The 13,887-nt window shown below is 64.3% G+C and carries 12 protein-coding genes; 1 reads left to right on the top strand and 11 read right to left on the bottom strand.

Features of this window, described 5'->3' with window-relative positions; all coding sequences use genetic code 11:
- Positions 1 to 235: 235 nt before the first annotated feature.
- The 10 genes from tilS to E4K64_RS23225 all read right to left on the bottom strand — a co-directional run bounded on the left by tilS (position 236) and on the right by E4K64_RS23225 (position 11,651).
- Positions 236 to 1,294, bottom strand: a complete 1,059-nt coding sequence (gene tilS / locus E4K64_RS23180; RefSeq protein ID WP_135165584.1) for a tRNA lysidine(34) synthetase TilS — start codon at positions 1,292 to 1,294, stop codon at positions 236 to 238.
- A gap of 82 nt (positions 1,295 to 1,376) precedes the next feature.
- The gene (gene ybgF, locus E4K64_RS23185; RefSeq protein ID WP_135165585.1) at positions 1,377 to 2,450 is read right to left on the bottom strand and encodes a tol-pal system protein YbgF; all 1,074 of its coding nucleotides are present in this window, start codon (positions 2,448 to 2,450) and stop codon (positions 1,377 to 1,379) included.
- A 204-nt stretch (positions 2,451 to 2,654) separates the two neighbouring features.
- On the bottom strand, positions 2,655 to 3,143 hold the full coding sequence (pal, locus tag E4K64_RS23190; protein WP_035704649.1) for a peptidoglycan-associated lipoprotein Pal: 489 nt from the start codon (positions 3,141 to 3,143) through the stop codon (positions 2,655 to 2,657).
- 249 nt (positions 3,144 to 3,392) lie between these two features.
- Positions 3,393 to 4,133: an N-acyl amino acid synthase FeeM domain-containing protein gene (locus E4K64_RS23195; protein ID WP_135165586.1), complete on the bottom strand. Its 741-nt coding sequence runs from the start codon at positions 4,131 to 4,133 to the stop codon at positions 3,393 to 3,395.
- Positions 4,134 to 4,276: 143 nt separating this feature from the next.
- A complete protein-coding gene (locus E4K64_RS23200; protein ID WP_135165587.1) occupies positions 4,277 to 6,607 on the bottom strand; it encodes a putative bifunctional diguanylate cyclase/phosphodiesterase in 2,331 nt (776 codons plus the stop codon).
- Between the two features lie 239 nt (positions 6,608 to 6,846).
- The gene (tolB, locus tag E4K64_RS23205; RefSeq protein ID WP_167772213.1) at positions 6,847 to 8,193 is read right to left on the bottom strand and encodes a Tol-Pal system beta propeller repeat protein TolB; all 1,347 of its coding nucleotides are present in this window, start codon (positions 8,191 to 8,193) and stop codon (positions 6,847 to 6,849) included.
- Between the two features lie 41 nt (positions 8,194 to 8,234).
- Complete coding sequence (locus tag E4K64_RS23210; RefSeq protein ID WP_126258776.1) at positions 8,235 to 9,194, bottom strand: protein TolA; 960 nt, start codon at positions 9,192 to 9,194, stop codon at positions 8,235 to 8,237.
- Between the two features lie 3 nt (positions 9,195 to 9,197).
- Positions 9,198 to 9,647: a protein TolR gene (tolR, locus tag E4K64_RS23215; RefSeq protein WP_135165589.1), complete on the bottom strand. Its 450-nt coding sequence runs from the start codon at positions 9,645 to 9,647 to the stop codon at positions 9,198 to 9,200.
- A gap of 43 nt (positions 9,648 to 9,690) precedes the next feature.
- The gene (tolQ, locus tag E4K64_RS23220) at positions 9,691 to 10,407 is read right to left on the bottom strand and encodes a protein TolQ (protein WP_018641591.1); all 717 of its coding nucleotides are present in this window, start codon (positions 10,405 to 10,407) and stop codon (positions 9,691 to 9,693) included.
- 476 nt (positions 10,408 to 10,883) lie between these two features.
- A complete protein-coding gene (locus E4K64_RS23225) occupies positions 10,884 to 11,651 on the bottom strand; it encodes a serine acetyltransferase domain-containing protein (protein WP_135165590.1) in 768 nt (255 codons plus the stop codon).
- 319 nt (positions 11,652 to 11,970) lie between these two features.
- Here E4K64_RS23225 and E4K64_RS23230 point away from each other — a divergent pair, with 319 nt between their 5' ends.
- Entirely contained in the window at positions 11,971 to 13,134 is a 1,164-nt protein-coding gene (locus E4K64_RS23230) for an acyl-CoA desaturase (RefSeq protein WP_135165591.1), read from the top strand.
- A gap of 161 nt (positions 13,135 to 13,295) precedes the next feature.
- On the opposite strand, the gene E4K64_RS23235 is transcribed toward E4K64_RS23230, so the two are convergent.
- Positions 13,296 to 13,787, bottom strand: coding sequence for a DUF2852 domain-containing protein (locus E4K64_RS23235; protein WP_126258771.1), 492 nt, complete (start codon positions 13,785 to 13,787; stop codon positions 13,296 to 13,298).
- Positions 13,788 to 13,887: the final 100 nt, after the last annotated feature.

Consider the following 13,887-nt stretch of genomic DNA (forward strand, 5'->3'; position numbering starts at 1 on the left):
AGGAGCTACTTGGGCAAGCTAGAGAAAATCCCCAAGGAATCCTCTCGGTTAGACGCATACAATCTAGGTGCCGCCCGGGTCGCTGCCAAGGGAATGAGATGGGACTATTTAGCCCATCTTAGCGCGATTCCCGCTGAAAAAATGGCGCCCAGAGCGGGGTTTTTCCTGCCTGGTTAAGGTGTCCTGACGGTGCGGGGCCGAAATGGCTGGTGTCATGATCCGCCCTCGTCCACGCCTATCCGCCCTTGCGGCGCCTAGCCGGCGCCGGTGCGATGTGGATACGCCCGCCGGCAAGGCTGATCAAGGCTCCTGCAAGCGTCTGCTTCAGGACCGGGCGACGACTGGCGCGGGCGCGCAGACTTGCCGCAATGGCCTGATCCAGCACGGACATCAGGGTTTCGACCTTGCCGAGTTCCGCAGGCCCTTCATGCCCGAGCGCGTTGATGGCCCGCAGCAGGAGCCGGAGACGGACCTCATCCGGCAGGGCGGCAAAGGCAGAAGCCTCGAAGCTTCGCTCTCCCGCCTGCGGCGCTTCGCCGCGATCCCGCAAACGAAGGAAGCGCTCGGCGCCGTCGGCCAGCACCTCGACCGCCGCATTGGCCCGCGCCAGCCTGGTCGCAAGCCGCGCCAGATTCCTGCTATTGCCGCCCTCGGCCGCGAGGAGCGGCAGCAGCGCGCGCAACCGCGGCCGGGTGAAGGCGGGGTCGCGGTTGGTGGGATCGTCGGCAAAGCCGATTTTGGCCCGCCTCAAGGTCGCGACCAGCTGCGCCTTCGGGACGTCGAGCAGCGGCCGCGCCAGCACGATGCCGTCACGCTCGCTGAGAGGGGCCATGGCCGACAGTCCCGCAAGTCCGCTGCCGCGAAACAGGCGCATCAACAAGGTCTCGGCCTGGTCGTCGCGGGTATGGGCGGTCAGCACATGGCTCGCGCCGACGGCACGGGCGGCTTCCGCGAGCAGGCGGTAGCGCGCCTCGCGCGCGGCCGCCGGCAGCCCCGTCTTCGGCTTGACGCCGCGCCAGCGCAGGGTCCGGTGCGGCAGTCCGAGTTCGGCGGCGAGCCGCTCGACCTCGCGCGCCTCGCGCCCCGCCTCGCGCCGCAGGCCGTGATCGACCGTGACGACGGTGAGCAGCGGCGCGCGCGCAAGGCTGCGCTGCCAGCGCGCAGCAAGCCACATCAGTGCGACCGAGTCGGGCCCGCCGGAGACGGCGAGCACCAGCGCCGGCGCGCTCTTCAGGCCGGCGAAGAGGCGGCTCGCCTCGCGGGTGGAGATCGGAGAAATGTCATCGTCTGACATGACGCTGCCCAGCAATCGCCAGCGAATGGCGGGCGCAATCTAACGCAGCGCCATCCGCTTTGTCAGTGATCCGCGCGGTGGATCAGCACTTCACCCGCTTCTGCTCGCGGTCCACGGCCGCTTTGACGCCGGCGGAGGCGCGCGGATATTTGCGGCCGACCTCGCCGAAGGCGGCGCAGGCAGCCTCCTTCTCCTTCAGGGCGGCGAGCGACTGGCCGAGCCGGAGCAGCGCATCCGGGGCCTTGGCCGATTTTTCGTATTTGGTGGTGACGGCGAGGAAGGCTTCCGCGGAGTCGCGATATTGCTGGCGCTGGAAGTAGCTCTCGCCGAGCCAGTATTGCGCGTCTCCGAGCAGCGGATCGCTCGGATATTTCTGCGCAAAATTCTTCATGGTCTGCTCGGCGAGCGCATAGTCCTTGCGCTGCATGTAGCCGATGCCGAGATCGAACTCGTCGCGCGGCGTTGCCGAGGGCGGCAGGGTGGTCAAACCGGTGGCGCCCGCCGGCGCCGGATAGCCGGGCTGGGCCGCCGGGGGCGCTGCCTGCGGCTGATTGCGCGGGCTGGTGTTGGCGAGATCGAGCGGCTCGCCGGCGCCGCGGCCGCCGGGCGAGCCGATGTGGCCGCCGGGTGCTCCGACCTGACTGCCTGCCGGCATCGGCTGCTGCCCGCCGCCGAGCGCGCGCGGCGCGCCGGGCGCATTCGGGTTTTGGTTGGGGTCGAAGGCATCGCCGCGGCGGCGTGTGCCGGGGGCGCCCGGCGCCGGCTGCTCCTGAACGATCGGTGCGGGAGACGCGATCTGCGGCTGCTCGTAAGTCGGCTGCACGGCCTGCTGCTGCGGCTGGCGATAGCCCGGCGCGACCTGACTTGGTGCGATCTGGGCGGGCGGCATGGCGGCGACATTGGGCGCCTGTCCGGGCGCGGCCGGCGCGCCGCCCTCGAGCGCCCGCAGCCGCTCTTCGAGCTGGCGGTTGCGGTATTGCAGCTCTTCGTTCTGGCCGGTGAGCTGGCGCAGCTGGTTCTCCAGCCGCTCGATCCGCATCTCGGGGTCGGCATCATCCGACTGCGCGAAGATCGACTGCGCAGGTGCGGGCGAGCACAAAGAGAGCAGCGCGGCGGTCGCCACGGTGCCGGTAATTGCCTTGAATTTCGATGACATCTTGCCCTGACGACGAAAGCGACGTGGCGCGCGGCAGACCATTCGCCGCGCCACACAATGAGGAAGGGAGTACGCCAAAACTGTGACTGCCACCAAGGGGTTTTAGGTCACGGATTGCTGAAACGAAACCGGCGCCCGAGAGGGCGCCGGCATAATCGGTTTCTGAAGATGAACGGCGCCTGACTGCGCGTCAGTATATTCGCGTCAGGAGCTCGCGTTCAGCACCGTGACGGCGCGACGGTTCTGCGACCAGCACGAAATGTCGTTACAGACGGCGACCGGCCGCTCCTTGCCGTAGGAGATCGTGCGCATGCGGTTCGGATCGATGCCGCGCGAGGCGAGGAACGAACGCACCGACTGGGCACGGCGGGCGCCGAGCGCGATGTTGTATTCGCGGGTGCCGCGCTCGTCGGCATGACCTTCGATGGTGAAGGAGTAGCGCGGATAGGTCTGGAGCCACTGCGCCTGCTTCTCCAGGGTCACGATCGCCTGCGGGGTCAGATCGGTCTGGTCGCTTTCGAAGAACACGCGGTCGCCCACGTTCACCACGAAGTCCTGCTGGCTGCCCGGCGTCGCCGCATTGGCCATCGCATCCGTCGCGGCATTCTTGTTGGCGCAGGCGCCCATCGACAGCGCGACGGCCAGCACCGCGACCAGCTTCAATCCCTGGAGGATACGCATAGGATGTTTCATTCCGGAGCCTCCACGCTCACGTTAGTCCACTGCTGTCCGGTCTACAGGGGGTTGGTTAAGCGAACGTTCCGTCAACCTTGACGGAACCTTGCCTCAGCCGATCAAATGCCCCCAACCAGCGAAAAGCACCCGTCATGGTTAATGGGTTGTAAATGTGGCGCGAGGGTGAAGGCAAGCCTCGGCACCGGCGCAAACCGGCTAAAATTAAGCCCGGTCCGGGCCTGGTGCCGGACCGGAGCTCGAGGTCTCTCAGGAATAGACGACCAGCTTTGGACGTTCGGAGGGCAATTTCGGCGAGACGATGCTCTGGGATGGCTGACCGCTGGGCCCAAACAGCATTCGTCGCTCAAATGCACTTGAGCGCATGATCGGAAAACGCGTTAAGACCTTTTCCCGCACGGCACGGAAGTTGGACGCCATCAATGCGACCTTTGCCAACGCATTTGGAAACAAGCGCGGTTCTGCGATGGTTTCGTTGAGAAAGACCCGGCGATAGAACGCCTCGTGCGCGGGACGAACCAGCGCGAGCCCGGTATCGGCATTAAAATGCTCGCAGGCCAGAAAGACGAGCCGCACCGTCACATAAGGCAGCTCCGGAAAGCACTTGGCTTTTTCCGGACTCGCAACAAAGCGGGCCGGATCGATGAAAACTTCGCCGCGATCAAGGCGGGGGTGAAGAACGTCGCCGAACAAGTCGGTCGTGCAGGACGCCCGATGTTCTGACGTCAGGACGTGGAGACGGATGGAGCTGCAGAGCTCTCCGTCAACATACACTCCGAACGTCCTGGCATTGGGGGCATCGTCGTAGCTATCGCTGTAGCGCTCGGACTCTGACGGCGGAATCAATCCGCCACGCGTATAGGCCCTATAGCGCATCTGATAGAGCTGATCTTTCTCCTCAGGAGTCTCGATGGATCGGTAGTCGACGCGATCGAACAGCGCTCCCCCCCGCACAGAGAGCGAAGCGCGCGGTTCGGCTTCGGGCTTCATCCAACATTCCTCAACTGACAAACAACCCTTGCGGGAGGAACAGGATTAACACCTTCTTAACGCCGGCGCAATTAAAGCGCCCCGTTAGGGTTAACCCTGCCGGTTGCAAAGAATCAGGGATTTCCCGCAATTCTACGGAGGCGTCACGCGATCGATCGCGAGGCGATGGTCAGCTGATCGTCGGGCGAGCGGCGGCCGTGCGAGGCATTCAGCAACTGCCGAACCCGAATGGCGGGCACCGGCCGGCTGAAAAGATAGCCCTGCCCTTCGGTGATGGTCCCGTCGGCGCTGATCAGCTCGAGCTGCTCGTTGGTCTCGATGCCCTCGACCACGACCGACATGCCGAGATCGGCGGCTAGCCGCGCCACCCCACGCAACAGCGTCAGCGGCCGATCGGCATCGATGCCTTCGAGGAAGGAACGGTCGATCTTCACCTTCTGCATCGGGAAATTGTGCAGATAGCTCAGGCTGGAATAGCCGGTGCCGAAATCGTCGAGCGAGATCCGCACGCCGAGCGCATGAAGCTGCGAGAGGATGTCGTGCGTGAGCTGGGTATTGCGCAGCAGCGAGGACTCGGTGATCTCGATCTCCAGCCGATGCGTCGGCAGGCCCGAGACTTCGAGCGCGTAGCGGATTTCGCTCAGCACGTCGCGCTGGTGGAATTGCTGAGGCGAGAAGTTGACCGCGACGCTGACGCCGTCCGGCCACTTCATGCACTCCATGCAGGCCCGCCGCAGGATCCAGCGGCCGAGATCGACGATCAAGCCCATGTCCTCGGCGACCGGAATGATGTCGACCGGCGAGACCGTGCCGCGCACGGGATGGTTCCAGCGCAGCAGCGCCTCGCAGGTGGTGATCTTGCCCGACTTGAGGTTGACCAGCGGTTGATAGAACAGCTCGAATTCCTCGTTGGCGAGCGCCTTGCGCAAGTCCAGCTCCAGGATGCGGCGCGCCTCGACGGTCGCCGCCATCTCGTCGCGGAAGAAGCAGAAAGTACCGCGGCCGTCGGCCTTGGCCCGGTACAGCGCCATGTCGGCGTTCTTGAGCAACGTGTCGGCGCTGGCGTCGCCATCCGGCGAGGTCAGCGCAATGCCGACGCTCGCGCCGATCTCGACGAGGTGATTGTCGATGCGATAGCGCTCGCTGAGGCGCTCGACGATGCGGCGGGCGAGGCTGGCGGCGTCCTCGGGCGAGGAGATGTTCTGCTGGAACACGACGAATTCGTCGCCGCCGAAGCGGGCGACGAAATCCTCGGGCCGCAGCATCTCGCGCAGGCGATTGGCAACCGCGCACAACAGCTGGTCGCCACAGGGATGGCCGAGCGTGTCGTTGACCTGCTTGAACTGGTCGAGGTCGACGAACAGGAGCGCGGAGAGGCGCTCGGCATGATGCGAATTCGCCAGCAGGCGCTGAATCTCGTCGTGGAAGCTGACCCGGTTGGGCAGTGCCGTGAGCTCGTCGTAGCGGGCTAGATGGCTGATCCTCTCCTCGGCGTTCTTTCGCTCGGTGATGTCCTCGAGCAGCATGACCGTGCCGCCATCGGTCATTGGTTGGAAGGTCCAGGACAGCGTGCGCCCACGCGCGAAATCCGGATCCGTGGTCAGGAGCTCGCGGACCCGTCGATCCTCGATCTCCCGGAGGATCAGATTGCCGTTCTCGCTCGAGACAGAGCCGCCGCTGACGCACGCCGCGATGATTTCAGACGCATTGGGGCCGCTCTGCACGAGATCGTCAGGCAGATTCATCATTTCGCTGAAACGATGATTCATCACCGCAAGCTGTCCGTCGACACGGAACATGCACAGGCCATGGGGCATGTTGTTCAACGCGCTGTCGAACTGGCCCGCCAGGGCCGCTTCGCGTTCACGCGCGACGAGCGCCCGCATGAATATCCTGTGCAAGTTGGCCGAGATTTGTATGACGGCCACCAGAAACGCGGCGCACAGGACGGACATGACGATGTAATAGGGTGTGCCGCGTAACGCCAGCGCGACCACCGTCGAACCGAAGCAAAGCGTAGCCTGCAGCTGGTATATCCATTGCCGTCCGTAGGCCCTGCCTGCGCCTCCCGCCACGAAGCCCGTGGTCGTGGAGAGAGAGATCATATGGGCGACGGCGTCGTCACTGACCAACAGCGTGGTCGTGCTCCAGATGCCGACCGCGGCGGCCTGGATCATCGCCCCGATCTGATGCCGGTTCTTCCATCGCGCAGCTTCGTCGGCGGTCAGCGTCGATTTGCGCATCTGGTACCGCCGCAAGTCGAATGCCCGAATAGCGCCGGCGAGGATCAGAAGCCCGACACACGCCCAGATCGAAGGTTCTCCCGTCTTCAGCGCGGTCGCGGCCGCCGCAACGACGCCGAAGACAAGCCCCGTCAGCAAGGGAGCAGGAGTTTCGAACAGCGAATCGATCAGCGCGGCCGAAATCCTCGGCGACGCCGGCTCAGGTTCTCCGCTCTGGCTTGCGAACTGCATTGGTGTTTGTACGCGCGTCCTGTTTGGCGCGTACTTTTACCCATCTCAGGTGAAGTCTTTCTGAGGGAACATCGTTAAAGTCGAGTTGTTCTTCGGCACCACCGAACCGATTTCGGCTTAGACATCAAGCAATTAGGCAAGTCCTGCCGGGCGCAAGGTAAAGAAAAGCTTACCTTCCTCGCCAAACGCAAGGAAATCGGTGCGATTTTCGACAAGATCGCGCATTCCCAACGCGCGATCTATTGGCCCGCCGTCGAGGACAGCAACGGCGACCAGGCCGGGTCGGAGGCGAAGCCCGGCGTCGGCACCTTGAGCTCGTTGCGACCGGAGATGTCGACGCTGTACAGCGAGGGCCCGCCATTGCCGCCGGGATCGCGGAAGAACATCAGCACGCGGCCGTTCGGGGAGAAGGTCGGACCTTCATTGTGGAAGCCGGAGGTCAGCAGCCGCTCGCCGGAGCCGTCGGGCTTCATGACGCCGATCGAGAACTGCCCGCCGCCTTGCCTGGTGAAGGCAATGTAGTCGCCCTTCGGCGACCACACCGGGGTCGAATAGCTGGCGTTGGTGTCGTCCTTGGAGAAGGAGATGCGCTGCGCCTGTCCTCCGCCCGCCGCCATCACGTAGATCTGCGACCGGCCGCCGCGATCGGACTCGAAGCAGATGCGGGTGCCGTCCGGCGAGTAGGACGGAGAGGTGTCGATCGCCGGCGTGTCGGTGAGGCGCGTGGTCGAGCGCGAGCGCAGGTCCATCACGAACAGGTTGGAATTACCGCCCTGCTGCAGGCTCATGATGACGCGCTGGCCGTCCGGCGAGAAGCGCGGCGCGAAGGTCATGCCGGGGAAGTTGCCGACGATCTCGCGCTGGCCGGTCTCGATGTTGAAGAGATAGACCTTCGGATCGCCCTGGCCGAACTCCATATAGGTGATCTCTTGCGAGTTCGGCGAGAAGCGCGGCGTCAGCACGAGGTCGGAGCCGCGGGTCAGATAGCGCACATTGGCGCCGTCCTGGTCCATCATCGCGAGCCGCTTGACGCGGCGCTCCTTCGGGCCGCTTTCGTCCACGAACACCACGCGGCTGTCGAAATAGCCCTTCTCGCCGGTCATCCGCTCGTAGATCTGGTCGGAGATGATGTGGGCGATGCGGCGCCAATATTCCGGCGAGGTGAAATATTGCTGGCCGGCGAGCTGCTGGCCGGAGATCACGTCCCACAGGCGGAATTCGGCTTTCAGCCGGCCATCGGGCTGGCGCGTCATGCGGCCGGTGACGAGGGCCTGCGCGTTGAGGGTCTTCCAGTTCTGGAATTGCGGCGCGACGTCGATATTGCTGATGCGCTCGATGAAAGCGGCCTGGTCGATCGGGGCGAACAGGCCCGAACGCTTGAGATTGTTGGTGATGACTTGCGTGACGCCGTTGCCGACGTCGCCGTCCGACGGCGAGCCCGGCACGAAATTGCTGATCGCGATCGGGATCGGCTGAAACTCAGTCGGATCGATACGAAGTCGCGGCTGGCCCTGCGCGAAGGCCTGTCCGCCCCCGAGCATCGCGAGCGTCGATCCGGTCAGGGTCATGAAGCGGCGGCGGTTCATCGATCGGACGTCATTCATTGCAAAGTTCTTTTGTTCGGATGTCACAACATATCTTTCAGGCCGAAAGTCATCGGAATGAGCTTCCAGCTCTCGTACTGCTGCTTCGGCATGAACGAGTAGACCTGACACTGCACGATGGCGCGCTTGGCGCTCTCCGCCACCGCCTGCGCGATCGACCGCGACGGTCCTCGCACCGCGACGACAATCGGCTCGGAGGCGAGCGATCCATCGATCTTCATGGGAATGTCGATGTCGGCCTCGTACTGATCGGCATCCTGGCCATTATAGGTGGGCGTGAAGCAGCGCTTGACCGCGCCCTGGAATGCACCGCGCCAGGTCGCGACGTTGTTGGCGGCAGTTCCCGTCGCCGATCCCAACGCGGCCGACGCATTCAGCGCGGAGCCAGTCAGCTCGTGCCGGGTCGCGGCACGCTTGTCGAGGTCGCGCTGGATCTGCGCGGGATCGAAGCTGCGCTCCTTGGGCTTCGGCTGCTGCTGCGGCTGCACCGCCGCAACCTTCTGCTCCACCGGCTTGGGCGGCGGCTTCTTGGTGTCCAGCTTCTTTTGCAGCTCGGCGATCGGATCTTCCTTGGCCGGATCAGGCTTCTTTTCCTGCGGCTTCGGCTCCTCTTTCGGCTTCGCTTCGGCGACCGGCTTCGGCGGCTCGGGCTTCTTCTCGACCGGCTTTTCGACGGGCTTTGGCGGCGGCTCGGGCTGCGAGTTGGTCTTGATCAGCTCTTTCTTCTCGGTGACCTTGCCGACGGCGTCTTCCTCGGGCTTGGGCTCCGCGATCTTCTCGACCTTCGGCTTCGGCTCTTCCTTCTTGCCGGTCTTCTGCCCGGCCATCATCTTGGCAAGCTGATCGGTGGAGATGATGTCGACCGGCAGCGACTCCTCCGGCGCGATGTAGGCCTTGCTGCTGAAGGTGACGAGCCCCCATCCCAGCACGAGGACATGGAGGGCAATCGACGCAACGAGTGTCTTGTCGACGTTCACCTTCACGGCTTACCCCTGATCCGCTTCGGTGACGAGGGCGAGCTTCTTGAATCCGGCGCCGGACAACAGGCCCATCACCTTGGCCACCGTGCCGTAATCCGCCTTCTTGTCGGCGCGCAGATAGATGCGCTCCTCGAGGCCGCCGCGCGCGTCCGTGATCGCCTTCAGCTTGGGGATCAGCTCGTTGATTGCGATCTCGGAATCGTTGATGAACACCTTGCCCTTGATGTCGACCGACATCTGGATCGGCTTCTGGTCGTTGTTCTCGAGGCTCTTGGCGTGGGTCTGCGGCAGGTCGAGCGGCACGCCGACCGTGAGCATCGGCGCCGACACCATGAAGATGATGAGCAGCACCAGCATCACGTCGACCATGGGCGTGACGTTGATCTCGGCCACGACAGGCTTGCGCCGGCCTCGGCGCCCGCCGCCGCCGGACGAACTCGCAACGTTCATCGCCATGATCGTGTGCCCAAATTGCCCTTCACACTATACATGCCGCCGGTCAGCCCCGCTCGTCGATCTGACGCGACAGAATGGCGGAAAATTCATCGGCGAAGCCCTCCAGCCGCTGGGCCTGCCGGTTCACCTCGGAGGTGAACTTATTGTAGAAGATAGTGGCAGGAATGGCGGCGATAAGGCCGACGGCCGTCGCAAACAGCGCCTCCGCGATACCCGGCGCCACCACCGCCAGAGAGGTATTTTTCGACGCCGCGATCGACTGGAAGCTCGACATGATGCCCCAGACCGTGCCGAACAGGCCGACGAAGGGGCCGGCGGAGCCGACCGTCGCGAGCACCAGCAGGCGGCGTTCCAGGCGCTCGACCTCGCGGGCGATCGAGACGTTCATGACCTTGTCGATGCGCATCTGCAGGCCCGCGACCGAGCGGGCGTGGCTCTCGAACGACCGTTTCCACTCGCGCATCGCCGCCACGAAGCATGCCGCCATCGAATGCGTCGGCTTGGCCGAGAGCGTGCGATAGAGCTCCTCGATCGATTCCCCGGACCAGAACGCCTGCTCGAAGCGGTCCATCGAGCGGCGGGTGCGGGCAAACAGGAAGATCTTGTCGATGGCGATGGCCCAGACCCAGACCGAGCAGGACAGAAGTCCCAGCATCACCGCTTTCACGATCCAGTGAGCCTGCCAGAACAGCGCGATCAGCGACACGTCCGCGGAAGCGGCAACCGGAAGGGCTGACTGAGCCACGTCGGCCGGATTCATAAGCAGCATCCTCTCAAGGCGATCGTTACCCGATGTGCCGGCCAGCAAATGGCTGCCGGTTCCCCAATGACCGCGCTAGAACCGGCGCGGCCGGCAAGCCCGCTCAAAGCCTTGTCTTTCTGGGGTGCAGGGGCTCGTCCAAAGCCGGCCGCCTGCATTCCCTGCCAAGATGTCAAAACTATGGGCCTTTGGCCCCGGGCCTTGACGGGCCTCGGCTTCGGGCTTTGGGCACGACTGTCCGCCCTTACCAGAGCCCGGCGTTGGTTAATGCGAGGTTACCAGGGGTGAATTGGGCTGCGGGAAAGGTAGGCGGGGCAGCGGGATGGCTGGGGGGCAGCCTGGCTGGTGCCCCCTGCGGGAAATCGGCGCGGCTCAGCAGCGCATCGCCGAAGGGACGCTGCGCTGGGTCCGGGGGACCGGAATCCGTGCCTCGCGAGTGGGAGGAACCAGCCCCTGCCGCAATAATTGACCGCGCGTCACGCCGCCGAGGCCGGCTCGGGGCAGTTGGTCAGCCGCGCGGGATTGCCGACGGCGGTGCAGCCGGCGGGCACGTTCGACGTCACAACCGTATCGGCACCGATCTTGGCGAAATCGCCGATGCCGATATCGCCAAGGATGGTCGCGCCGGAGCCGATGAAGACGCCGCGGCCGATCCTCGGCGCGCGCGTCGGCAGTTCGCTGCTGCGGCCGATGCTGACATTCTGAAGGATGGTGACCGCGTCGCCGATCACGACATTGGCGCCGATCACGACGCCCGTGGCATGATCGAGATAGACGGACGAGCCGATGCTGGCCGCCGGATGAATGCTGACCTGCAGGACGTTCGACGCCTCGTTCTGAAACAGCAGCGCCGCATCGCGCTGATCACGATGCCACAGCCAGTTCGAGACGCGCCAGGCTTGCAGCGCGACATAGCCTTTGAAAAGCAGCAGCGGCGCCAACAGGCCGGCGATGGCGGGATCGTTGCGCACGATGGCCTGCAAGTCGCGGCCGGCCGCTTCGATCAGTTCCGGCGAAAATTGAAATGCGTCGCGGGAAAAGGCAGCGAAACGCGCTTGCTCGGCGGCGTTGCCGCCAAGCCTGCGCCCGATGAGATCGGCCAGAGCCGCCGCAAGGCCGTCATGGGCGAGGACGGCCCCGGCAAGCGACTTGCCGAAGACGGGATCGGATGCAGCCGCACGCTGCGCCTCGTCGCGGATCTGCTGCCAGAGGCGATCGTTCGTCGCGGTCAGAGCTGCCGTCATCGCCGCCTCCGGGGTTTCGGGCCTGCTTCAAGTCTCAAACATAGTCCGCGCGCCCCCTGCGCGCCATGCCGCAGGCGGAGCGGCGCGACCTGAGCAGCATGCCGCAGCTCCCCGTGAGGCTACGAGCTTGCATGCCAGGCATCCGCAACCATATAGTCAGTCGAATCTTCGGCCGATGCTGCTTTGGCCGGGATGTCCATGCAAAGCAGCTCGTTCGAGCCCCGCGGTGGTCCGCCATCCGCGGGTTTTTCGTACCCCGGCGGCCCTCGCTGCTGCCGACACGAATCCCGCATCCCAATACCTGAGGTCACACCAAGACATGTCGCCTAACGCGCCCGCCGACGACCACCACGACGACATCATGTATCCCTCGGCCGTGCCGTTCCTGCTGGTCCATCTCGGCTGCGTTGCGGCGATCTGGTCGGGCGTCACGTGGCAGGCCGTCGCAATCTGCATCTCGTTGTACATCGCGCGGATGTTCGGCATCGGCGCCGGCTACCATCGCTATTTCTCGCATCGGGCATTCGCGACCAGCCGGGTGTTTCAATTCATCCTGGCGTGCCTCGCGCAAAGCAGCGCGCAAAAGAGCGTGTTGTGGTGGGCGGCCAAGCATCGGCACCATCATCTGCATTCCGACACCGAGATCGACGTGCATTCGCCGCGTCATCGCGGCTTCGTGTACAGCCATCTCGGCTGGATCTTTTACCGCCGGCACGATGCGACCGACCTCGTCAAGGTCTCCGATCTCGCGGCCTATCCGGAGCTGATGTGGCTGCATCGGCTCGAGCTGCTGCCGGCTGTTGTGCTTGCGTCGCTCTGCTTCCTGGTTGCGGGATGGTCGGGTCTGGTGGTCGGCTTCCTGTGGAGCACGGTGCTGCTCTATCACGCGACCTTCTGCATCAATTCGCTCGCCCATGTGCACGGGCGCAAGCGCTATGTGACCGGCGACGATTCCCGCAACAACTGGCTGCTGGCGCTCTTCACCCTGGGTGAAGGCTGGCACAACAACCATCACGCCTACCAGAGCAGCGTGCGACAGGGTTTTCGCTGGTGGGAGATCGACGTCACCTACTACGTCCTGAAAGCGTTGTCCTGGCTCGGAATCGTGTGGAACATGAAAGCGCCGCCCGAACAGGTGCTGCGCAACGAGCAGCCGCTCGGCGCCCGGGTCATCAATCGGGCGGCCATCGAGCTCGCCGAACGGTTCGATGCACAGAAGCTGGCGCAAGCGATCTCATCGGCGCGGCGTCGGGCCGATCTCGCCCAGCTGCAACTGCCGACGCTGCACGACATCCTCAATCGCGCGCATGAGAGCGTCGATGCACTGGCGCATCTGCATCTGCCGAAGATCCCGACCCGCGAAGAGTTTCTCGCCGAGGCCAAGGCGATCTTCGCGCGAACACGATCGCTCAACGAAATCGTGGATCACGCCTACGAGCACTTCCTGGCTTCGGTTCACGCCCAGCTCGTGACAGTGCGCTGAACTCTCGGGGTCATGCGCCTTCTATCAAACGGGTCTCAGGGCTGTGCCCACGCTCCCCCAAAACCAAACCGCCCGCCTGCGGGTTGCGCAGACGGGCGGCTCGGGGCCATCAGGACTTTGGGGGCATGCGCCTGAAGGCTTTGAGAGGTCAGGCTTGAAGGTCAGCCCTGCTGCTGGTCAGTCGGCGGCGGGGTCGGACGCGTCTTGTGCTGCGCCATGAACTGGTCGAACTCTTCCTTGTCCTTGGCGTGACGCAGACGGTCGAGGAAGTTCCTGAACTCGACCTGCTCTTCCTCGAGCCGGCGCAGCGTTTCAGAGCGGTACTCGTCGAAGGCACGGTTGCCGGAGGACGGCGGGCCGAAGCCAAAGCCGAAGCCACTGCGCTCCATGCGGCCGCGCATGCGGTCCATCTTGTACTGCATCCGCTCCATCTTGTTCTGCCAGCGATCCTGGCTGCTCCAGCACGACATTCTTCTGCTCCCGAGTGTGAAAAAGAGAAGGGCAAGTCCGATCGGCCACCAGATGATGAAGCCGAGGATGGTCACGGCGATCCAGCCGGGATGCCAGGGCGTGTCCAGCATCCGGGGGCGCTCGTACTGTTGGTATTGATCCGAGGGGCCGCGCCATCGATTGACATCAGCGGTGTAGGCCATTTCCCATCTCCATCACGGCACCTGCGCCGTTGTGAATGTAAATAACATTTACATAGCTAGACCATCCACGGATTTTGTCAAGCTGGCCGCAAGACACGCC

Origin of the sequence: Bradyrhizobium frederickii (assembly GCF_004570865.1) — a bacterium.
GTDB lineage: Bacteria > Pseudomonadota > Alphaproteobacteria > Rhizobiales > Xanthobacteraceae > Bradyrhizobium > Bradyrhizobium frederickii.

Bases quoted from the DNA above. Each gene is read 5' to 3' on its own strand.
- tilS (WP_135165584.1), bottom strand. From the start codon at position 1,294: ATGTCAGACGATGACATTTCTCCGATCTCCACCCGCGAGGCGAGCCGC.
- E4K64_RS23225 (WP_135165590.1), bottom strand. From the start codon at position 11,651: ATGACGGCAGCTCTGACCGCGACGAACGATCGCCTCTGGCAGCAGATC.
- E4K64_RS23235 (WP_126258771.1), bottom strand. From the start codon at position 13,787: ATGGCCTACACCGCTGATGTCAATCGATGGCGCGGCCCCTCGGATCAA.
- ybgF (WP_135165585.1), bottom strand. From the start codon at position 2,450: ATGTCATCGAAATTCAAGGCAATTACCGGCACCGTGGCGACCGCCGCG.
- tolB (WP_167772213.1), bottom strand. From the start codon at position 8,193: ATGAACCGCCGCCGCTTCATGACCCTGACCGGATCGACGCTCGCGATG.
- E4K64_RS23200 (WP_135165587.1), bottom strand. From the start codon at position 6,607: ATGCAGTTCGCAAGCCAGAGCGGAGAACCTGAGCCGGCGTCGCCGAGG.
- tolQ (WP_018641591.1), bottom strand. From the start codon at position 10,407: ATGAATCCGGCCGACGTGGCTCAGTCAGCCCTTCCGGTTGCCGCTTCC.
- E4K64_RS23195 (WP_135165586.1), bottom strand. From the start codon at position 4,133: ATGAAGCCCGAAGCCGAACCGCGCGCTTCGCTCTCTGTGCGGGGGGGA.
- E4K64_RS23230 (WP_135165591.1), top strand. From the start codon at position 11,971: ATGTCGCCTAACGCGCCCGCCGACGACCACCACGACGACATCATGTAT.
- tolR (WP_135165589.1), bottom strand. From the start codon at position 9,647: ATGGCGATGAACGTTGCGAGTTCGTCCGGCGGCGGCGGGCGCCGAGGC.
- pal (WP_035704649.1), bottom strand. From the start codon at position 3,143: ATGAAACATCCTATGCGTATCCTCCAGGGATTGAAGCTGGTCGCGGTG.